Source organism: Microbacterium sp. LjRoot205 (assembly GCF_056175745.1).
This window is the reverse complement of the sequence record NZ_JBGFFH010000002.1, coordinates 1-20,745: the sequence shown is the minus strand read 5'-3', so window position 1 is coordinate 20,745 and position 20,745 is coordinate 1. Positions and strand designations below refer to the sequence as shown.

Annotated in this window: 22 protein-coding genes; 20 read left to right on the top strand and 2 right to left on the bottom strand. The window is 70.2% G+C overall.

Features of this window, described 5'->3' with window-relative positions; genetic code table 11:
- The first annotated feature begins 59 nt into the window (after positions 1-59).
- A complete protein-coding gene (locus tag AC04ME_RS05925) occupies positions 60-974 on the top strand; it encodes a LysR family transcriptional regulator (RefSeq protein ID WP_475434025.1) in 915 nt (304 codons plus the stop codon).
- Here the strand turns inward: AC04ME_RS05925 and AC04ME_RS05920 are convergent.
- Positions 971-1,630, bottom strand: a complete 660-nt coding sequence (locus AC04ME_RS05920; RefSeq protein ID WP_475434023.1) for a hypothetical protein — start codon at positions 1,628-1,630, stop codon at positions 971-973. The genes AC04ME_RS05925 and AC04ME_RS05920 overlap by 4 nt on opposite strands.
- Before the next feature lie 51 nt (positions 1,631-1,681).
- On the opposite strand from AC04ME_RS05920, the gene AC04ME_RS05915 reads away from it, so the two are divergent.
- From AC04ME_RS05915 to AC04ME_RS05880, 8 genes are all read left to right on the top strand, one after another.
- Positions 1,682-2,428 (top strand): IclR family transcriptional regulator, encoded by a 747-nt coding sequence (locus AC04ME_RS05915; protein ID WP_475434021.1) that lies wholly within the window; start codon positions 1,682-1,684, stop codon positions 2,426-2,428.
- A 95-nt stretch (positions 2,429-2,523) separates the two neighbouring features.
- Entirely contained in the window at positions 2,524-3,705 is a 1,182-nt protein-coding gene (locus AC04ME_RS05910) for a 4-hydroxybenzoate 3-monooxygenase (protein WP_475434019.1), read from the top strand.
- Between the two features lie 279 nt (positions 3,706-3,984).
- Entirely contained in the window at positions 3,985-4,815 is an 831-nt protein-coding gene (locus tag AC04ME_RS05905) for a helix-turn-helix domain-containing protein (RefSeq protein ID WP_475434434.1), read from the top strand.
- 771 nt (positions 4,816-5,586) lie between these two features.
- Positions 5,587-6,345, top strand: a complete 759-nt coding sequence (locus tag AC04ME_RS05900) for a helix-turn-helix transcriptional regulator (RefSeq protein ID WP_475434017.1) — start codon at positions 5,587-5,589, stop codon at positions 6,343-6,345.
- A gap of 208 nt (positions 6,346-6,553) precedes the next feature.
- Complete coding sequence (locus tag AC04ME_RS05895) at positions 6,554-7,645, top strand: DNA-methyltransferase (RefSeq protein WP_087132421.1); 1,092 nt, start codon at positions 6,554-6,556, stop codon at positions 7,643-7,645.
- Entirely contained in the window at positions 7,642-8,325 is a 684-nt protein-coding gene (locus AC04ME_RS05890) for a hypothetical protein (protein WP_143738359.1), read from the top strand. The genes AC04ME_RS05895 and AC04ME_RS05890 overlap by 4 nt, the downstream gene beginning before the upstream one ends.
- 149 nt (positions 8,326-8,474) lie before the next feature.
- A complete protein-coding gene (locus AC04ME_RS05885) occupies positions 8,475-9,635 on the top strand; it encodes a hypothetical protein (RefSeq protein ID WP_087132370.1) in 1,161 nt (386 codons plus the stop codon).
- 59 nt (positions 9,636-9,694) lie between these two features.
- Positions 9,695-10,999 (top strand): hypothetical protein, encoded by a 1,305-nt coding sequence (locus AC04ME_RS05880; protein ID WP_475434014.1) that lies wholly within the window; start codon positions 9,695-9,697, stop codon positions 10,997-10,999.
- A gap of 10 nt (positions 11,000-11,009) precedes the next feature.
- Here the strand turns inward: AC04ME_RS05880 and AC04ME_RS05875 are convergent, their stop codons facing one another.
- Positions 11,010-11,288: a helix-turn-helix domain-containing protein gene (locus AC04ME_RS05875; RefSeq protein ID WP_087132368.1), complete on the bottom strand. Its 279-nt coding sequence runs from the start codon at positions 11,286-11,288 to the stop codon at positions 11,010-11,012.
- A gap of 447 nt (positions 11,289-11,735) precedes the next feature.
- Here AC04ME_RS05875 and AC04ME_RS05870 point away from each other — a divergent pair, with 447 nt between their 5' ends.
- From AC04ME_RS05870 to AC04ME_RS05820, 11 genes are all read left to right on the top strand, one after another.
- Entirely contained in the window at positions 11,736-12,590 is an 855-nt protein-coding gene (locus AC04ME_RS05870) for a hypothetical protein (RefSeq protein WP_179206767.1), read from the top strand.
- A gap of 272 nt (positions 12,591-12,862) precedes the next feature.
- Positions 12,863-13,747, top strand: a complete 885-nt coding sequence (locus tag AC04ME_RS05865) for a bifunctional DNA primase/polymerase (RefSeq protein ID WP_475434012.1) — start codon at positions 12,863-12,865, stop codon at positions 13,745-13,747.
- Positions 13,744-14,478 carry a DUF2637 domain-containing protein gene (locus AC04ME_RS05860; protein ID WP_087132365.1) on the top strand — a complete coding sequence of 245 codons (735 nt, stop codon included), beginning with the start codon at positions 13,744-13,746 and terminating at the stop codon, positions 14,476-14,478. Before AC04ME_RS05865 ends, AC04ME_RS05860 begins: the two co-directional genes overlap by 4 nt.
- Complete coding sequence (locus AC04ME_RS05855; protein ID WP_475434010.1) at positions 14,475-14,957, top strand: hypothetical protein; 483 nt, start codon at positions 14,475-14,477, stop codon at positions 14,955-14,957. The genes AC04ME_RS05860 and AC04ME_RS05855 overlap by 4 nt, the downstream gene beginning before the upstream one ends.
- Positions 14,958-15,202: 245 nt before the next feature.
- Complete coding sequence (locus AC04ME_RS05850) at positions 15,203-16,021, top strand: hypothetical protein (RefSeq protein WP_475434008.1); 819 nt, start codon at positions 15,203-15,205, stop codon at positions 16,019-16,021.
- Entirely contained in the window at positions 16,018-17,166 is a 1,149-nt protein-coding gene (locus AC04ME_RS05845; protein WP_087132362.1) for a ParB N-terminal domain-containing protein, read from the top strand. Before AC04ME_RS05850 ends, AC04ME_RS05845 begins: the two co-directional genes overlap by 4 nt.
- Complete coding sequence (locus tag AC04ME_RS05840) at positions 17,150-17,611, top strand: hypothetical protein (protein WP_475434006.1); 462 nt, start codon at positions 17,150-17,152, stop codon at positions 17,609-17,611. Before AC04ME_RS05845 ends, AC04ME_RS05840 begins: the two co-directional genes overlap by 17 nt.
- Positions 17,612-17,672: 61 nt before the next feature.
- A complete protein-coding gene (locus tag AC04ME_RS05835; RefSeq protein WP_475434004.1) occupies positions 17,673-18,368 on the top strand; it encodes a hypothetical protein in 696 nt (231 codons plus the stop codon).
- A 62-nt stretch (positions 18,369-18,430) separates the two neighbouring features.
- Entirely contained in the window at positions 18,431-19,552 is a 1,122-nt protein-coding gene (locus AC04ME_RS05830; RefSeq protein ID WP_475434002.1) for a M23 family metallopeptidase, read from the top strand.
- A 70-nt stretch (positions 19,553-19,622) separates the two neighbouring features.
- Complete coding sequence (locus AC04ME_RS05825) at positions 19,623-19,925, top strand: DUF6112 family protein (protein WP_256971630.1); 303 nt, start codon at positions 19,623-19,625, stop codon at positions 19,923-19,925.
- A 9-nt stretch (positions 19,926-19,934) separates the two neighbouring features.
- Positions 19,935-20,745, top strand: an 811-nt coding sequence (locus AC04ME_RS05820) for a hypothetical protein (protein ID WP_475434000.1), incomplete at its 3' end; no start/stop codon positions are given.

The following is a 20,745-nucleotide window of genomic DNA, read 5'->3' as shown; positions in this document are numbered from 1 at the left end:
GCGACATCGGATGCAGTCCAATAGATACTGGAAGCTGCGAACATAGATAGCCTCTATACATGGCCCTCGCCGATCTGAACCAGCTGCGCACCTTCGTCGTGCTCTACGAGCTGCGCAGCGTCACGGCGGCGGCCGAGCGTCTGCACGTGACCCAGCCCACCGTGAGCTACACCCTGCGACGCCTGCGCGAACGGTTCGCAGACGAGCTGTTCCGCCGCGAGGGGCACGACATGGTGCCGACGGCGAAGGCGACCGCGCTGTTCGGGCCGCTGCACGAGGCGCTCGCCCGGATCGACGAGACGGTCAGCGATCCGGACGCTTTCGAACCGGCCGGATTCAGCGGCGAGCTCGCGCTCGGACTCACCTCGATCGGCGAACAGACCTTCCTTCCACCCGTGATGGCCGCGCTCGCGCGCGAGAAATCTCGACCACACCTGCAGGTGCAGCGCCTCGACGCCGACCAGGTCGAAGAAGGACTCGTGCGGGGCGCGATCGACCTCGCAATGACGGTATCGATGATCGGCAGCCCCCGCCTCTGGCGCACGCAGGTACGCGCCGTCGAGTACGTGGCGCTCTCATCGACGACACACGCCCTGCCCGACACCGGGCCAGACATGTTCGAAGGTCGCCACTTCGTGCGGGTCTCGGCCCGCGGCGGGCATGTCTTCCCCCTCCAGGCGCTCGTCGAGCATGGACTCATGCCCCAGGTCGCTCTGACCGTCGAGGAGTACGCCACGGTGCCCGCCGTCGTTCAGACCACCGACCTCGTGGTGTTGCTGCCCCGCCACGTCGCCGAGGTGTTCAGCGGTTGGTTCCAGGGCTTAAAGATCTCGGACCTCCCGTGGCCGGCACAGAGCACGCCGGTGTCGCTCTACACCCGGCGCGAGGCGAACCTCTCGCCCGCACAGCGGTGGTTCCGCTCCCTCGTGCGCGATGCCGTCAGCACCGAGGAGTACCGACGAGCTCCAGGCTAGGAGCGCTTCGGCCGATTCCAGCTCGCCTTGGCGGGAGTGAACGGGCTGCGCACGTGGATCGACCACGTCGAGTGCGGATGGATACGCAGCAGAGCCGTCTCGAAGAACGCCACCGCCTCATCGGACAGGGTCGGCCGGACGGTGGTCATGTCGACCGTGTCTTCAGGACGCGGACGGAGCGCCTTCCACACCAGCTGCACCTCGGGGGCGCCCGTCGGGATGCCGTCAATGTCGAGCACCGCGCGATCCCAAGGCAGCGTCAGCCTCGGATCGCGCTTGTAGACCCACGCAGCCGAGGTGCCATCCTCGACGTTCACCTGCATCACCCAGGCACCTCGCACCTCATCGCGCACAAGTACCGGCTGCGGGTCGGAATCCGCGGCGACCGCTTCGAACGGGACGACGTGCCCTTCGTCATCAGAGGAAGCCCAGGCGCTGAAGCCGGCGGGCAGCGCGCCGACGAACGATGCAAGATCGGCCGCCGTCACGCTCACGTCGATGTTCGGGCGCGGGCGGATCGCCGCACCCACCCATCGGTCCAGCGCAACGCCGCCCGACAGCCACCACAGCACGGGCGAGCCCGTCAACAGCCCGGTGACCTCGACGACGTCGAAGGCGTGCCAGGGTGTGGCGGACTTGGGCACTGGGGAGGTCATGCAGCGAGGCTACCTCGTCGGTGACGGCATCCCCCATGGAAGACTGGCGACATGGCCAACTCCCCCTCGGGCGACTCGATGACGGAACGCATCGTGCGAGTTCTCGACACGTTCTCGGCCGACCGTACGACGCAGAGTGCGACCGAGATCGCACACCGCGCAGGACTTTCCTCCTCGACCGCGCACCGGATCGTGGGGGATCTGATCCGGGCCGGACTGCTCGAGCGAGACGACGAGATGCGCGTGCGGCTCGGCATGCGTCTATGGGAGCTCGCGCTCCGAGGGTCCAGCGCTCTCCGCCTACGCCAGGCGGCCCTGCCGCATATGGAGAAGGTGCAGCGTCTCGTCCGCGAACACACCCAGCTGTCCGTGCTCGAACACGACGAGGCGCTCTTCCTCGAGCGACTCTCACATCCGGATGCAGGCGCGAACATCACCCGCATCGCCGGCCGGCTTCCGTTGCACGCGTCATCGTCGGGTCTTGTGCTCCTCGCGCACGCGGATCCTGCGGTGCGCGAACGCATCCTCGCCGCGCCGCTCCGCGCCGTCTCGGCCGAAACCGTGACTGACCCCACCGCGCTGCGTTCTCTCCTCGCGGCCATCCGCCGACAGGGCTTCGTTGTCGCGCCCGGATCGATCGAGACCGTCTCCACCGGGGTGGCTGTGCCCGTGCGCGACCGCGGCACGGTCGCCGCCTCCCTGTCGGTCATCCTCCCGCGTGAGGCGGAGATCGGCGCGGCGATCGCCGTGCTGCAAGAAGCCGCGCGATCCATCGAGAGCTCGCTGAAGACCTCCTGAATCCCATTCATCGGGAACTCAGACGCGCGAGAGCGGGCGATCGCGCACACTGATCGACGAGCGCCCGCCGCGCACGACACGTCGAAGGAGACGCCATGACCCACTCAATTCGCACCCGCGTCGCGATCGTCGGCGCAGGTCCCGCCGGCCTGATCCTCTCGCACCTGCTCGCCGAGCAGGGCATCGAGTCGATGATCATCGACCAACGTTCACGTGTCGAGATCGAGTCGACGATCCGCGCCGGCGTCCTCGAGCAGGGCACCGTCGATCTGCTGACCCGCATCGATCCCGCAACACGAGTCGACACGGTCGGCCACCGCCACGACGGCATCGAGCTGCGCTTCCAGGGCGAAGGGCACCGCATCGACTTCCCCTCGCTCGTCGGCCGCAGCGTCTGGGTCTATCCGCAGCATGAGGTCTTGAAGGATCTGCTCGCCCTGCGCCTGGCCACAGGACAGGATATTCGCTTCGGTGTCTCGGCATCTCGGGTGGAAGGCGCCGACACCGACCGCCCCCGGGTGATCGCCATGGACTCCGGTGGTCAGGAAATCGTGATCGATGCTGATTTCGTGGTCGGTGCCGACGGTTCGCGCTCCGTCGTCCGCTCCGCGGTGACCGGTGCGGCGAAGAGCGGATATTTCCGCGAGTACCCGTTCGCCTGGTTCGGCATCCTGTGCGAAGCACCCCCGAGCGGCGACGAACTCATCTACAGCAATTCCGATGACGGCTTCGCCCTCATCAGCCAGCGCAGTCCCGAGGTACAGCGCATGTACTTCCAGTGTGCCCCCGACGCCGATGCCCAGGCCCCGAGCGAAGCTCAGATCTGGGACACGTTGCAGGCGCGCGTCCCGGGTACGACACTGAAGGAAGGGCCGATCTTCCAGCGCGACGTGTTGCGCTTCCGCAGCTTCGTAGCCAGCGAGCTGCGTCACGGACGCGCCGCGCTCGTCGGCGATGCCGCGCACACGGTGCCGCCGACCGGCGCCAAGGGCATGAATCTCGCCATCGCCGACGTGATCCTGCTCGCCGAGGCCCTTTCGACATTCCTGGGCGCGAACGACACCGGCCTGATCGACAGTTACGCCGAGCGTGCGCTGCGCCGTATCTGGAAAGCTCAGCACTTCTCCTGGTGGATGACCAGTATGCTGCACACCGCCACCGACGCCGACGAGTTCGACCGACGGCGACAGTTCGGCGAGCTGCGCTCCGTCGTCGAGTCCGACGCCGGCAGGGCCTACCTCGCCGAGGCCTACACTGGCTGGCCCTATGAAACGTGATCGTCGGCAAGCACGATTCCGGTGCGGCGCATCCAGCCCTTTCACCGGAACCGGCGCGCTCGGCCGGAGTCAAGCACGCGGAGGTCGCCGTCACAGCCGACGAACTTCGCGGCCACCGTGGTGACTAGCTCCGCCGGGAGCTCCCGATACGAAGCAGAGCCGGGCGGTGCCCCAGCCGGCGTGGGCGTGCGCCGATGGGCACGGCCAGTCCGGCGCTTCTCCCGTACCGATCTCCTGGGTCCGTCTGAGCTCGTTCCAGGCAGGGCAGGCCACTTGTTCGTGGACCGAAGGCTGGGTCCGCTGTCGTGTGAGTGTTGCAAGCTGGTTCTGGTCGAAGAGGGGGCCGGCGTATTGGCGACCTTGCGATCTAGCGTCGAGTTCGGTGCCGGCGATGTTCTCGTTCTGGAGCGCGGGTCGATATACGAAATCAGCCCACTGATGTCGATGCTCGCAAGCGTCCTCTACATCGACGACGTGTTCCTCGGCGAGCGGCTCGGCTGGCTGCTGCGCGGCGACGAGGCACCGGCAGCAGAAGAACAGTCCCCTGTGCCGGGCCGGGTATGGCGGGTGCGCCCCTCCGGTGCGGATGCTCGACGGCTGTTCTCCGCATTTGAGGAAATGCGAGCCGGAGTGGGAGTCGAGAGCGCGTTCGGGAATGTGACCGTGCAGATCCATAAGCTCGGGCTCATTCTCGAAGCCCTAGCGATCGCCCAAGCGGCATCGCGGCCGATAGTTCCGTCCTCACTCCACCGTCGCCGTGGCGCACGTACGCCGCTGCTCGCCAGGCGGGTGGAAGTCGCCCGGGCTGCGCAGCTTCTCCAGGATGAGATGGACCGGCGCTGGAGTCTCGATGAGTTGGCGCGGCAGGTCAACGTATCGCCCTCGCATCTTGCCGTGTTGTTTCGCACGGAACTCGGTATCGCGCCGATGCGCTACTTGTCGGACGTCCGCGTTCAACGGATGGCCCACCTGCTGGTGAGCTCCGAACTGGGCGTAGGCGAGATCGGAGTCCACGTCGGATGGCACGACGGCAGCTACGCGGCGCGGGTCTTCCGACGTCGATTCGGCGTGAGTCCGACGGGGTATCGGTCTCGAATGCGCGGCGAGTAGGCACGTCCCGAGTCCTGGCCCCGCTACGTTCCACCGTGCCGCGGCGGTGTGAGACAGACCGGGCGAGGCGGACGATCCGATTGTAGATCCGGCCGATTCGCTTGAGGTCGCCACCCACGCGCGGACGTCGGTCAAGGTGGTCGTAGAACAGCATGTAGGCCGACGACTTAAGGGGGCCGAAGACCCCCAGGATTCAGCGGATGACGCTCGTGGACGGAAGGGGGATCACGTGGAGTAAGTAGCGGTTCTCGCACGCGATTCAGGTGGCGCGAGAAGGCGAGATCGCAGGCGGCAAGAGCGAGAGCCGTCTCGCCACTCGAAGCGCGGCGTCCTATTGGGGCGAACTCCGCGATGTCGCTCGCACTGATCCGTGGTGCATGCCCCTGGTGCACCAAATGGTTGCACGGTATCGCCGCGTGAAGACGCTCAGCTCGAGGAGGCACAAGTGAACTGCGACCTTCACAGAGGGCCGGGCTGGCTCATGAATGGCCCTTGCTCCGGGCTGGTAGCCACTGGGCCGTCGATCAGCGCGCGTCGTCCGTGTCGGCTGTGTGCCGCAGCCGAGGGAGCGGTAGCGAGGCGCGGGTGACGTTCCCAACCTGTCGGGCCCTGCTCGAGAGTCAGGGGTTGCCCATGACTGCGCGTCGGATCGCCACGGCTCGGCGCTCACTGCGCGTGCCCGCAGACTGCGTGAAGCTCGTGTTCGTAACGGCAGGATGGGCGCGGCTACGGGGTCCCGGCGTTGATGTCGCACTGCGGACAGGTTCCATAGTGACGGTCCCCGAAGGTATGCGCTGCTCGCTAATCGCGGAGGGCTTCGTTGACGCGGTGGCGTTCTACGTCCACGAGGAGTTCTTCCGGATGCAGCTCCCATGGCTGCCCGCGAGCCACCCTGTTGTCCACCAGTCGATTGCCGCGCAATCGGAAGGCTACGCGATGGCTGCAATCAACGTAGGCGACGCCGGTATGCGCCGGCTGCAGCCGCTGTTGAGCAGCTTGGTGTCGCTCGGCGAGAGCTCCGGCACTGCTTTCGCAATCTTTGCGCGGACTGCGGATCTATTCGATGCAGTATCTGCTCTCGACGACCGCGCCACCGAGCCGGAGCCCGACGGAACTACGTATCGCGCGATGCTGCCACGAACGCCGGTGGCCGCAGCTGCGGGAGTGCTCAGGGCACGGCTGGACCACCCCTGGACGGTAGGCGAGCTGGCGCGCGAAGTTGCGATCTCGGAATCGCAGTTGAGTCGTCTGTTCCGCCGGGAGCTGGGCCTCAGCCCCGCCTCCTTCCTCTGGCAGGCTCGCCTCGACCACATGGCTGAGCTGCTGGTGAGATCGAGGTTGACGGTGTCGGAGGCTGCCCGAAGGGCTGGCTGGATTAATCCGTCTGCGGCGGCTCGAGCGTTCAAGCGCCGCTATGGAGTCAGCCCGAGCCTCTTCGCGGTGCAAGCCCGCGGAGCGACACCCGCGCGGTGGCCGGCAACAGCGTCATCGACCGTCCGGGAGGAGGACGAGCAGGCCACCCACGGGTGAGCCGCCTTCTAGGGGGCCTTTAACTGGCGTCGATTGCCGATCGTGTGGACCGCCCTGCCTGGGACCGAGGGGCGGAGCTGACCGGGGCTGAGCGGCGAGCCGGACCGGCGGCGTGAAGGTGCGAGCGCGCGCGTGCGGAGCCGCGTACCTGGCTGGCATCCCTGCTCGCTGGGCAACGGCGGCGAGCGYTGACGAGAGCTGGTTCTCGATGCCCTCAGAGCGTCCGCATGCCTTCGGTCCCGAGCCGCTGCCGATCGAGCTGGACCGCGACGGCGCCGTGATCCTGGCCGGCGACTCGGTCGAGCTCCTACCCCGACTGCGCGGCGAGCTGGTGGACGCGCTGGTGAGTGACCCGCCGTACGGCCTGGAGTTCAACGGCAACGACTGGGATGGCAAGACCGGGTTCACCGCGTCCCTGCCGGACGTGGATGTGGCGGGGATGAGCGACGGCGAGGTGTTCGAGGAGTGGTGCGCCGCGTGGGCGCGCGGCGCGCTGCACGCCCTGAAGCCCGGTGCGCACCTGGCCGCGTTCGGCGGCACGCGCACCTGGCACCGGATGGTGCGCGGCATCGAGAACGCAGGCTTCGAGGTGCGCGATCAGATTGCATGGATCTACTCCTCCGGGATGCCGAAGAGCATGGACCTGGGGTACGCACTCGACAAACGCAACGGCATCCGTCGCCCGGACCGGATCGTGCAGCAGTCCGAACACGACGGCGTGCTCGGCGCGACCCGCCGGGTGGTGCAGCATGGCACCGCGGTCAGCGAGGACGCGCAACGCTGGGAGGGCTGGGGCACCGGGCTGCGGCCCTCGTTCGAGCCGATCATCATCGCCCGCAAGCCGATGGTCGGCACGGTCGTCGACAACGTGCGCACGCACGGCACCGGCGCGATCCATATCGACGCGGCCCGCTTCGGAGAAGCCAAGTGGCCGGCGAACGTCGTGCTGGATCCGTCRCAGGCCGACGCGATGGACCTGCTGACGGGCACCTGGCGAACCGATCCGGTCTCGGCCCGGTTCCCGATCTTCCGATACGAGCAGAAGGCGCCCGAGTCGGAGCGGCCGCGCGCGTTCGGGGTGTCGCACGCGACGGTAAAGCCGCTGTCGCTGATGCGGTGGCTGATCCGCCTGCTGACGCCGCCAGGCGGTCTCGTCCTGGAGCCGTTCGCCGGGTCCGGCTCAACCGTCGAGGCCGCATTGCTGGAGGGGATGCAGGTGGTGGCGATCGAGAAGGACCCGACCTTCCTCCCCCTGATCGCCTCCCGCGTCGACCGGGTGGCACTGAACGGGCAGCTATGACGGATCCAGAGAAGCCTGGGGTTGGTGAGAACGTGCCGCTGTGGACATATCGCGTCCTGCGGGAATTCGAAGTCTCCGCACGGAACGAGCAGGAGGCGCACGCTGTACTCGACGATGCATTGGCCGGAGGCACGATCGCCGAGCCCGCCCCGGTGCAGCGAAATCAACTGGTTCTTCCCGACGGCGACGTGTGGGGCGTCCTCGGATGGCGCAGCGTCGACCCACGCGCGCCAGCCCAGCCACGACTCGGCCTCCAGCCGCTCTCACTCGGCGTGATTGTCTGGGACGACCAAGGGCAGGACGATCCGACGTTGCTCGCCGGCCCGGACCCCACAGCGGTGGCGCGAGCGACCGCGCTTTTGATCCACGAACGGCTTTCGGAAGGACCGGCCCCGGACCCACTCGCGAGGTTCCTCGAAGAACATCCGCCCGCGCAAGACTGGGTCGAACCGCAGGACGTGGACGACTGGCTGGAGGCGCTGCGGAGCACGGCGTCGTTTCCGGCGTTCTCCTTTCACGACATCCCGGTCACCGGCGGCACGGACGGCACCGACCATGCGCAGGCTGCCCGGATGCTCGCGCTCGCGCTTGCGCGCAGAGAACGGGAGCTGGGGACGCCCGACTCCGGCCCGGGGGTGCGGCATGGCCGCGACCGTGCGGCTCCCGACCGTGAGCGCTGATCTGCGGACGGCTGGGAGTTGAGAAGCACGGCCAAGGAAGCGACCATGAACACCCCGAGCGAGCCTGAACCGCCTGCGCGCTGCGATGCGACCTACCTGAGAGGTGCCCGGCCGAAAGAGCTGGGGTCGGTCGGCAGGAAAGGACGAGCATGGTTGACCTGAGCACTCCCGAGGAAGGCGAGCCGCTGTGGGAGTTCCGTGTCGGCGTCGATTTCGGCGTCTCGGCACGCGACATGGGCGAGGCCCGAGCCCTCCTCGAGCAGGTCCTGGCCGCCGAGGACTCCGATGGGCGACCGTTCCTGTTGCGTGATCAGCGTCAGGTCGACGACTACCTCCGGTGGGGTGTGCTCGATTGGCAGCAGGTCCCGGCCCGCCCCTCACAGGCCGCGCTCGTGCAGGAGAAGTACCCCGGGCTGGTGAACGACCTCGCGGTGATCGAGGGACTCGGCGTCCTGCTGCGCGCGCCCGGTGCGCTGCCGGAGCAGACTCGGGAGCGAATCCAGGAGGTGCTGTCGGGCCTGGACCGGCACATCTTCGCCGAGGATCCCGGCCGCACCGGCGGGCCCAGGATCTTCGAGGGCTCCGCCAGCACCGCCGCCGCGGAACTCGCCGAGGGCGTCTACGTGGCCTTCGACTACGACGACCGGGAGTACGCCCTCGTGGTCGCCCCGTCGGAGCTGTCCCCGTCCGGGCGGATCTCGGCCGCGTTCCCGAAGGAGCGCAACGACGCCCGCGCCTTGGACGAGATCTCCCGGCTGCTCGAGCAACACACCCGCCAGCAACCGCTCGACGAGCTCGTCCGCCTGATCAGTCGACGTGTGAACACGACACGAAGAGGCGGGTTCCCGTCATGGGTCCCGCTCGAGGGCGAGCCCGAGCGGCCGCCGCTACCGCCGGCACGCGTGCCGGTCGGCGTCATCGTCTGGTCGAATCTGGAGGGCGAGGAACCGACGGTGCTGGCCGACATCAGCGTGGTGCGCCTGGCACGCACGATGGCCACGACGCTGTACGAGACGCTCAGCGACTCGGACGCGTTCGCGGGGGCGACCGAATTCCTCACCTCCCACCCCGCCCCGGCCGACTGGCAGTATCCGGAGGACGTCGACACCTGGCTGAACGCGCTGCAGGAGGCGACTCCCTACCCGAGCTTCTCCATCCAGTCCATCCCGGTCCGCCCGGCAGACCGGACACCGGCCGGCTCGGCACTTGCGCACGCCCTCGACCAGCGTGCGCAGGACCTCGGCGCTGCCACCGGCAACAAGCCCTCGGCGCCGTCGGCTCCGTCCCGCGAGTCGCGCGGGGGTCTGTGACCTACCTGATCCGCGTCGACGCCCGCGGGGTGCCGATGCGGACGATCAAGGAGGCGTGAATGGCCGAGGAAGAGCGACGGCACCGGATCCCGGTGGTGTTCGAGATCGTCGGCAGCGACCGGGAGCAGGCAGCGCAGCTCCTGCACGCGCTGCTTGCCCGGTGGGGCGACGACCTCGCCAAGGCTCCCGTCCTTGACGAGCGTGGTGCCCCGACCCATCCGGTCAAGGCACGCTGGTTCCCCGAGGCGGCGCTGAAGCACGTCGACGGGAACACCCGCGAGGCACAGCACCTGCGCAACCCGAACGCGTTCATCGACGAGTACGAGGACACCCCGGTCACGGAGCTGCTGGCCGAGGCGTTCCCCGAGGCCCCTAACCCGGAGGACTACCGCACGGCCGGCGGCGAGCTCGACGAGAACGCCTGGGGCATCGCCTTCGACAACTTCACCGACGAGGCCCTCGACCTGGCGATCAAGGTCACCCGCATCGACGACCTCACCGAGCGCCTCGACCGTGCGGAGGCGCTCCGCGACGACCTCGCCGATGCACTGGAGCGGGACCGGCTTCCGGAGGAACCCCACAGGGACGACTATCTCGTCACCGTCGCCCCGAACTACCGGGGCGAGATCGACGCTGATCGCTATGACGAGGACCACTCTCACTGGGAGTCCGCGTTCCACGCTGCCGCGCTGGCTCGCGAGCCGCAGCTCCTGCAGCTGCTCGCCGACGCCGGCGGGCGCAGCCCGACCCTGCCTCCACGATTCCAGAACGAGTGGGTGCCGCGGGACCTCATGAGCCTGCAGGCGCTGCGCGATCTGGTCAACCAGGAGGACTCGTCCGACCCACCCACACGGCTGCTCTCGCGCGATGTCCGCACCCACCTGCGGGCGATGCTCCACACCGCGGACCTGCAGGTGCGGGTGCGCAGGGCCGACGGCACCGACCAGTACACCGGGCGTGCTTCCCATGCTGCCGCAGTCCTGCCGGCTGGGGTGTACGACGCGACCACAATGTACGGGGACGAACCGGCCCGGCTGGTCGTGGGGCCGGCAGGGCGGCACAACGCCCTCTACTCGGCGGCGTTCCTGCGCGAGCAGCACAACGAATCCGTCATCACCGAGATCGCGCTCGCGGCACGGGCTGCGCCGGACCGGAATCTGCGCGACCGTCTCGCCGGGATCCTCGCCACCGTCGGTCACGTCGCCAACCGGATCGTCGTCCCGGCGTCCCCGGCGCAGCATGCAATGCTGCTGGACGAACTGCTCCGTCAGCGCCGCGAACGCCTGGACTCCGACACCGGCCCCGCCGCCGTCGCCGCGGACTCGCTGACCCGCGGCACCGGTCCTGACGAGGTGTCGCGATAACGCGCTGCGGTCAGTCCGCGGGCCATTCGATCTCTGCCACCGAGGGCAGGAGCACGTCGACTTCGATCTGCAACGCCTGCGCGAGCCGGGCGAGATGCTTCAGCGACGGGTTCGCGGGCGTGCCTGCCTTCCAGAAGCCACGCTCGAGCTGCTGGTAGTGATTGCGCGTGATGCCCGCCTTGTGTGCAAGCTTCTCTTGGGTCAGGTCGGCGGCGATGCGCCGGCGCTGCAGTTCGATGCCGACGGCGCGGGCGTAGTCCTCCCATGAAGACGGTGCGTTGGAGGACATGAGTCCAACGGTGACGAACCACAACCCTTCCGGTCAGCCATATATATCCGGCATAATTTTTCCTGCCTTCCAGGGCTCGGCAGGTGCGGGGACGTTCCCGGTTGCGGGAACCTAGTCCTGCACCTGTTCCGCCCGAGGGTGCTTGCCCCAACGAACCATCCCGATCCTGCCGCACGCACCCGAGCATCAGGTGTCGCAAGCAGGCTCGGGCCCGTAGCCTTCCCGCCCTTCGCCGGCCGCCCGGTGCCCGGGCTGGCGGGCATCTGATGAAACCGAAGTCCCGGAGCTGACGCCGCGCATGCCGTCTGGAGTCCACCGTCCCGGCGCTGCCCGCGCGCCCGGCGCCCGATCTGAGGGCCGGCACCCTGCCCCCGCACCTTCCTGCAGGAGCGGGCTCGTGTCATCCGGACGGCGAACGCCCGCGCACCGAGGAAGAGCAGGGTCATGATGGCCGATCACAACGGGCTCCCGCCGCTGGGCTATGTGCCGGCCCCGCTGGAGCATCACACCGTGACGATCGCGTTCGACGTGCTCGCCCGCTCCGAGCAGGAGGCTGCGTACATCGTGCGGGAGACCCTGATGGAAGACCTCGCCGCCCCGGGTGACGCAGTGGTCACCGACGGGGACCGGATGTTCGGGGAATACTCCGGCGAGGACGTCTCCAGCATCCAGAGCTGGATCCCGGTTCCCGGCACCGAGGCGGGGGCAGTCGTGCCGCCGCCGGCGGACCTACTGGTGTGGCAGACGCTGCGCCGGCTCGCCGAGACCGAGGACGGCGCCGGCCTGGCGGTGAGTGCGACGGAGCGCGAGCGCATCGCCGAGCTGCTGCGCGCGGTGGACCTGGACGTCGTGGTGCCCGACCCGGAGCACCCGGATGAGCCCGCGATCTACGAGGGGCCCGCCTCCGAGGCGCACCGCTGGATCCCCGCCGGCAGCTACCGGGCGACCAGTCCTGATGGGGACGGGCAGCTGCGCCTGCTGGTCGGCGCCGCCCGCGACGGGACGGACCAGGCGGAGTCCGTGGCCTTCACCGCCGCAGCACACGACGCGGCGGCGCTGGACCGGATCTTCTTCCTCCTGGAAGGCATCGGCCGGTCGCAGGCGGCTCGCACCCTCGAGGCGGTCAACGCCGTGCTCGCCTTCACCGGCCGCCCGGCGGCCGATCTCGACGGCCTGTCCACCGACCGCGGGTGGCGGCACCCTCTCCTGCGCGGTCTGCTCGCCGGACGCGGCGAATCCCTCGACCCCGATACCGAGCCCGAAGGCCCCACGGACGACCACCGGCCAGGGCTCTCCCGCTAGCACGACCAGAGGCCGACACGCGGCAGGCTCGGCCCGGCGTGTGTGACTCAGTCACGCAGATCCATTGCTCAACCGCGCATCCTCCAGTCCGACGCTGGACGCAGCAAGGATGCGGCGCGTATCGGTAGAGGACGCCGCTGCGGGACGCCTCGGGAGGGTCACAGCACAAATCCCGAGGTCACCGTAGCGGTCACGGGTTACCAGCAGACGACACGCACCTGACTCCGACGGCCAGGATGCGCGAGCATCCGGGACCGTGGGAGGAGGCGAGCATGGTCCAGCTGCGCGAAGTCATGGCGGCACTGCACGAGCGCCCACCAGCGGCGCTGCGCGACGCGGCGCTCGCCTACGCCGCCACCGGGCTGCCGGTGTTTCCCTGCGTACCGGGCGGGAAAACGCCGCTGACGCACAACGGATTCCAGGAGGCGACCACCGCGACCCGGCGAATCCGGGGCTGGTGGGCATGGCAGTCGGCCGCGAACATCGGCATCGCCACAGGGCATGGTGTCGACGTGCTCGACATCGACGTGCATCCCGGTGGCGACGGATACCAGGTGCTGCAGCGGCTGCACCGTGACGGCCTCGTCTCCGGCGCCCTGCAGTCGGTGCGCTCCCCGTCCGGCGGCGTGCACCTCTACTTCCCGTCCGACCCTGCCCGGCCGCAGCGGACCTGGGCGCGTGGCACCTCCCATGTCGACTTCCGCGGCACCGGCGGCTACATCATCGCCCCACCCTCTGCCATCGCGGTCGCCGGGACGGTGCGCCGGTACGAGACGATCGCGCTCGGTGGCACCGGGTCGCCAGTCGACGCTGAGGCGATCCGTGAGCTGCTCACCCCGCCCCGACCGCCCCGGCCCCGCCCAGTCATCGGAGCGAGCCCGGGTCCGGCAACGCAACGGCTGGCCGGCTGGCTCGCCGGCGCGGTGGAGGGCAACCGCAACAGCAGCCTGTTCTGGGCGGCATGCCGGCTCGCCGAGCTCGGCATGGACGAGCCGGGGATCCTGGACGCCCTGGACGGGCCGGCACTCACCGCCGGCCTGGGCGAGCGTGAGATCGAGGCGACGATCCGATCCGCCTGGCGCACCGTGCGGCTCACCCCGGACGCCTCACCGGCCGGCAGTCGGTTTCGGTCGAGCCGGGAGGCGGTGGCGCGATGACCGGCACGGCCCGCCCCGACCCGCACGTGCGGTCGGGCGCGGGTGCGGCCAGACTCGTACCGGGCGTGTCACGGCTGGTGATCGGCACCAGCCTGTCGGGCACGATCCTGCTCGCCCTGGGCGCGTTCTGGCTGAGCTTCACCGCGCTGCGCGATCTTGCGGTGCTCGCCGGCATCCCCGAAACCCAAGCATGGGTCTGGCCCCTCATCGTCGACGGCGTGATCCTCGAGGCGACCATCAGCGTCGTCGCCCTGCGCAACCAAGCCGCCTCCGCCCGCCGCTTCGCGTGGCTGCTGCTATCCGCCGGGGCCGGAGTCTCAGTGGCCGCGAACATCACGCACGCCGTCGTGGCCGCCGACGCGCGCGTGCCGGCCCTGATCGCCGCCCTGGTCGCCTGCATCCCGCCCCTCGTGCTGCTGGCGATGACCCACCTGACGGTGGAGCTGCTGCGCAACGCCGACACCACCAGCGAGCGGGACGCCGACCCGGCGGCGACGGAGCAGACCGCCGTGGCCCTCGTGGCGACCCCGGCCCGCACCGGGCGGGCGCCGGCGGCGATCGAACGCGCCCCGCGTACCCGGACCGGCAGCGACACCCGGGCGCGAGCGGTGGCGTTGGCCGCGGACGGCGTCTCGCAACGGCAGATCGCCGCCGAGCTCGGCGTGCACCCCACCACGATCGGCCGGTGGCTGTCCGTACCTGACCAGCCCGCGGAAGGAGAAGCGAGATGACCGACCCCACCCTGCCCGACACCACGTTGCCCGACAGCACCGATTCCGCGACGCCGCGCCCCGGCGTCACCGACCCTGACCCGCAGGACCGCGCCGCCCCGCCAGCGGGCGAACGAGCCCGGGACGAAGGCGAGCAGGAAGAGGCGGCGGCCATCGAGGCGATCCGGACCGACCCGGCGCTGCGCCGGGAGGCGGAAAGCACCCAGGAGCAGAACGCCCCGGAGGAAGACGACCGGATGCGGGTGCAATGGGTACGCCCGACCGATCTGGCCGCCCGGGCGGGCGCGCGCGTGCTGGAGAAGGGCGTGGAGCTGAACCAGCACAGCGTCGACCTGGCCCGCCAGGCCGCCCTCGAGGCGGCCCGCGGCGCCCGCGACCGGCTGCGGCAGGCGTTGGCGCGCCGCGAGCAAGCCCTGACCCCGGACACTCCCACCACGGCGAGCTCGCCGGTGGCGGGAAGGCAGGGGGTGAGCCGGTGACCCCATCCCGCCCGGGCCTTTGTTCACTCGGCATGCCCGGCCCCCGCACCGAGACGACCATCCACAACATCGACGCCGGCTAACCCCGGCCGCCCCAGCAGCCACCCGCGAGCGCGCGTGGCGTGCTTCAGCGACGCCGAAAACCGCCGACGCCCCCGGCGACGCCCTGACCGCGTCCCTCGTGATCGTTTCGGCTGCGGGCCCTTCATACCTCGCTTGCACCCAGATCCGTTGAGGGAGTCGCTATGCACCACACCATCCCCTTCCCGTCCGGCGATGTGCCGGACTTCACCACACCCGAAGGGCTCCGCCAGGTCCTCACGGACTTGAACGCGACCGGCACCTGGTCCTCCAGCCCGGTCGCGACCGCGCTGATGGTCTACGCCACCGCGAAGTACACGCCGATCGCGAGAGCCTGGCACCGCGACCCGGCCGATGCCGCGTTCGAGGCGTTCATCGCCATGCGGCAGCCGACCACGCTGCGCGCGGTCGACCCGTGGGCGGTCGTCACCCGCGCCGTCGCGCTCGGCATCGCCGCCGAGGTGCACGCCGACCGGAACATGACCAGCCAGGACAAGGCCCGCCGTCCCTCCAAGCGCCCCGAGGAGGAGCCGGTGCGCGCCGGGCACTACGAAGAGTTCTTCTACGACGTCCACCCGCACGCCGCCCCGATCGGCGGCCCGGCCGAGACCGACGGCGCCGAGCGGGTGATCCGCACCGTCAGCGTCTTCCTCGTCGTCACCGGGTGGCCCGCACGCCAGGTCGAGCAGGCCGTGGACTACATCGCCCACCGCATCACCGGGCTCGGCTCGCACCAGTCCGCGATCGAGATCGTCAGCCGCGAGCACAACATCGCCCTGCGGCTCGGCTACACCCCGGACGTGTGGACGGAGCTGGTCGCGCTGGTCGTCGGCATCCGTGCTCGCAAGCGCCACCCCGGCCGGCTCGGGCTGCTGGCCCGTGCCCTGCTCGGCGACACCGCGCAGGAGCTGCTGGCCGACGAGCACCTGTCACGCGCCTCCCGGGCGGCGGCGTCCCGGCTCGGCCCGGCGGTGACGCCATGAGCCGCTCGGGCTACCTGGTACTGGAGCATTCGATCGACGAGATCGAGCTCGGGTTCTCCTTCCGCCGCGACCTGGGCGACCTGGACGAGCTGGTCGAGTCGATCCGCCGCACCGGCGGCCTGCTCGTCCCGATCTCGATCACCCCGCAGAACGTGCTGATCGCCGGCGAGCGGCGCCTGGCGGCGTTGCGGATTCTCGAGTACCGGGTCGTGCCGGTCTGGGTCGTCACGGGTATCTCCGACAGACTCGCCACGGTCCTGGCCATCAAGGACGAGCACGCCCTGCAGAAGATGCTCACGCCAGTCGAGCAGGCCGAGCTGTACACGGAGTACAAGGACATCCTCGCCGAGGACAACGCACGCAAGCAGCGCGCCACCCGCTTCGGCGCCCGCCCCGACACCGACACGCAGGACCCGGAAGGGGCCAGCGCGGACCCGGGCGAGGCGGCGGCCGGGCCGGGTGGGGACGGTGGTGTCGAATCAACACCACCGCACAGCGAGGCAGCAGGGGCGTCGGGTAAGACGCGTGTGCAGGCCGCGAAGGCCGTGACCGGGCGGGACTCGCACTCGATGCTCGACCAGGTCGTCGAGCTGCAGCAGATCGCCGCGACCGAGACCGAGGACCCGGAGATCCGGCAGGAGGCGGCCGAGGCGCTCATCGAGCTGAACACCGACGGGAAGGTCAACGGCCGCTACCTGCGGGTGAAGATCCTGCAGGCCCTCGCCGCGCTGCGCCGCGCCGCCGACGACCCGGCCGAGCCGGAGCCGGTGCGGCAGGCGGCATCCGCCGAGCTGCAGGTCGCCCAAACGCAGGAGGCGCCCAAAGACATGCTGCGCGAGGCGACCCGCGCCCTGACCCACCTGGCCCAGCTGCGGCAGCAGGCGACCGCCGCGGGGCCGACGGGATGGACCGACGCGGACCCGCTGCTGCGGCAGAAGCACCAGAACCGTCGCCTGGTCGACCTGCTGCGCCGCGAGCACGGCTGGTGGGACCGCTTCGACGCGGACGACTTCGGCCGCTACGCCGACCCGGACCAGTGGGAGCTGGTCGCCAGCTACGCGGCCGGCACTAGCCGTTTCCTCGAAGCGGCCACCGTCGCCCGCGACACGGGCCTTCAGGACGGTGACGATGCCGACGTTCAGTGACCCGGCCGCCGACGCGGAGGAGATGTGGCAGAGCGCACGCGGCCTCGCGCACGCGACCCGCGGCATCGATCGGCCCGAGGACGTCTACGACGTGTTCGGCGCGGTGACCGCGACCCTGCGCGCGCTCATCCAGAGCCTGGAGCAGATCGCACACTGGAACCTCGCGCACACCGACCGCGCACGAACCGACGACGGGAACGTCGAGACCGGCGCCGACCAGGCCCGGGCGACCGCGTTCTTCGCGCTGGGTGCCGCGAGCACCCTCGCTCAGGCCAGCGACCTGGTGATGATGGCCCATTCCGCAGCCGGGCAGATCGCTTGGCAGCCGGCAACCGAGCCCGGCGTGCGGGACGCGCTCGCGGCACGCCAGGTCGAGCTCACCGACGAGTCGGACCCCGGCCCGGGCCCGTCTGGGCCGGCGTCGTCGGGGCGGGCGTTGGACTGATCGGCGGCGCGGGGGTCGCACCTGACGGGTGCATTCGACTCGCACAGGAGGCAGCCCCGTCATGACCGATCGCGCCACCCCGGACCGTCCCCGCAGGCTGCGGCTGATCATCTCGCTGGCCGCCGCCGGGCTGGTGCTGCTCGCGTTCGTCGCCGTCGGCGTCTACGGCCTGCTCACCGGCCCGGCTTCACGGACGCCCCCGGACCCGGACTCCGGCTCCCGACCCGGGACCAGCACGCCCACGCCCGGCGGTCCCGCGTCGCCGGGTACGCCGACGCTGCCGCCGCTGCCGGACACGAAGGATCCGGAGGTGTTCGCGCGGGCGTTGGCGCAGGCGCTGTTCACCTGGGACACCTTCACCACCCTCACCGTCCAGGACCACCGGGCGGTGATCCTCCAGGCGGCGGATCCGACCGGGGAGGAGACCCCGGGGCTGATCGGCGATCTCGGCAACTACCTGCCGTCCGCGTCGACGTGGCGGAGCCTGCAGGAATACCGCACCGCGCAGACCCTGAGCATCGACCGGCTCTGGGTGCCGGATCAGTGGGATCAGGCGGTCGAGGCGGCGGACGGGCAAGTCGCCGACGGGCTGATCGCCTACACCGTCGAGGGCACGAGGCACCGCACCGGGGTGTGGTTCGACGAGCCGGTGGCCTCGGAGCATCCGGTGGCGTTCACGATGTTCCTGTCCTGCCCGCCGGCGACCGCGCAGTGCGTGCTGCTGCGCCTGTCGCAGCTCGACAACCCCCTTCGATAGGCCGGGGGCCGGCGATGAGGAAGGCGCTAGTCCTGGCGTTGGTGAGCATGCTGTTCGCCCCGATGTTGTCCCTGCTCGGCGTCGCGGTGCTGGTGAACCCGGCCGTGACGAACCAGGCCGTGTGCATCGCCTCCGGTGTGGTCCTCGGCCCGATCCCGGACGAGCTGGAGGTGACCACCGCCGACGGGACCACCTTCACCCTGAGCCGGACCCAGCTCACCCACGCGGCCACGATCATCGAGACCGGCGCCCGCACGGCCGGCGTCGGCCGTGACGGGATCCTCATCGCGCTGATGGCCGCGCTGACGGAGTCCACGCTGCGGCAGCTGGCGAACGCGTCGGCCTACCCGGAGTCGGCTGGCTACCCGAACGACGGCGATGGCGGGGACCACGACTCGCTCGGGCTGTTTCAGATGCGCCCGCAGTCCGGGTGGGGCAGCGTCGAGCAGCTGATGGATCCCCGCTACCAGGCGGCCGCGTTCTACGGCGGCCCGGACGGCCCGAACGGCGGCTCTCCGCGCGGGCTGCTCGACGTCCCCGGCTGGCAGCAGATGGACAAGGGCGAAGCCGCCCAGTCGGTCGAAGTCTCGGCGTTCCCGGACCGCTATCAGAACTACGAGCCGGTCGCCCGCGCCATCCTCCAGGCCCTGACGATCTCCTCTGGCACCGGCGGCTCCGGGGTGCCCGGCGACGCGAACATCCCGGAGACGACCCGGCTGGTGTTCCCGCTGCCCACCGGCACCTACGTGCAGACGTCCCCGTTCGGGCCCCGCATCGATCCGATCACCGGAGAGCCTCGTTTTCACTATGGGAACGACTGGGCCGCCCCCGACGGGACGCCGATCTTCGCGCTGGCCGACGGGATCGTCACTTACGCGGGCATGGTCGACGGGTACTCCGGGCAGATCACCGTCGAGCACACCATCGGCGGCGAACGGGTCGCGACCATGTACATCCACATGTGGGCCGACGGGATCTACGTGCACGCCGGCGACCGGGTCATCGCCGGGCAGCACATCGGCGACGTCGGTAGCTCCGGCCACTCCACCGGCCCGCATCTGCACTTCGAGGTCCACCCCGGCGGGGCCGGCGCCGAGGCCGTCGACCCGGTGCCGTGGTTGGCCGCGCACGGCGTGGAAGGGATCGACGCTCCCACCGCCGGCGGACCCGGCTGCGCCTACTGACGAGCCTTTTCCGGTGCGGGGTGCGCACCTGTCGGATGCCCCGCGCTATCCGATGACCGAAGGAGGCCCCGTGGTGCCCCTGACCTTGCGGCTGCTGGTCGTCGCCGAGGACGTCTACCCGGACTTCGACGCCGTCGGCGGCCGGTCGACGTTGATGAGCATCGTCGGCGCGCTGCTGACGATCACCCTGATCATCGCCGTGCTGATGCTGGTGATCTGCGCCATCGTGTGGGCCGTCTCCACCGCGCACGGCAACTTCCAGGCTGCCTCCCGCGGCCGGGTCGGCGTGTTCGTCGCCCTCGGCGCCGCCGCGCTGGCCGGCGCCGGGGTGGCCTGGATGAACTTCCTGCTGAACGTCGGAAGCACCTTGTGAGGCCCGCCCATGCCTGACGCGATCACCCTGCCCAGCGCGCACGAGCTCATCCGCCGCATTGAGGCGCAGGACCGCCCCGCGGGAGCCTGGACGTACGACGCGGACCCGGCCTGGTCGAACGCGGGGACCATCGTGTTCCCCGAACGGATCCTGCTGCGCATCGAACGCGACGACGAGAACCCCGGCTACGCCTGGCAGGTCGAACGCTGGGACCCGGCGCAGGAAACCTACGAGCCCGTGCCAGGCCAGTCGGGCACCGCCGAGCACCCGATCGCGATGGCCGAGATCGCCGTCGCGTTCATCGACGAGCACGACCTCGGCGAACAGGGCCCGAGCAGCGTGTACCCGTTGGCGTACGAGCTCGGCGACCGCATCGCCGCCGGCTACCCGCGGGCGCACTGGCTGCACTACACGAACGACGTCTTCGCGGACGTGTTCGAGTACCCCGGCCAGCGGCGCCTCGCGTTCTGGGACGAAGCGGACTTCATGGGCTCCATCGACGGATACACCTGGGTCCTGGAGGAGTTCTCGCCCGCCGAGAACTCCTGGGTGACAGTGTCGGCCTCGAGCGACATGGTCTCGATCGGGCAGCTGCGGCGCACCATCGCCAACTTCCATGACACCGGCGAAGCCCCCTACCGGGCACCCGCGGCACCGCCTGACGCCCCCATCGCCGGGCGCGGCCTTCCCGCCCGGACCAGGCAGGACGCTGCCGCGGGCGAGCTCGCCCGGCGTCTGGCCGAGCGCGCGGCCGCGCTGACCGGCGACGAGTCGGCACCGACCGCCGCGGCACCAGCTCCGAGCCGGCCAAGCCCGGGCC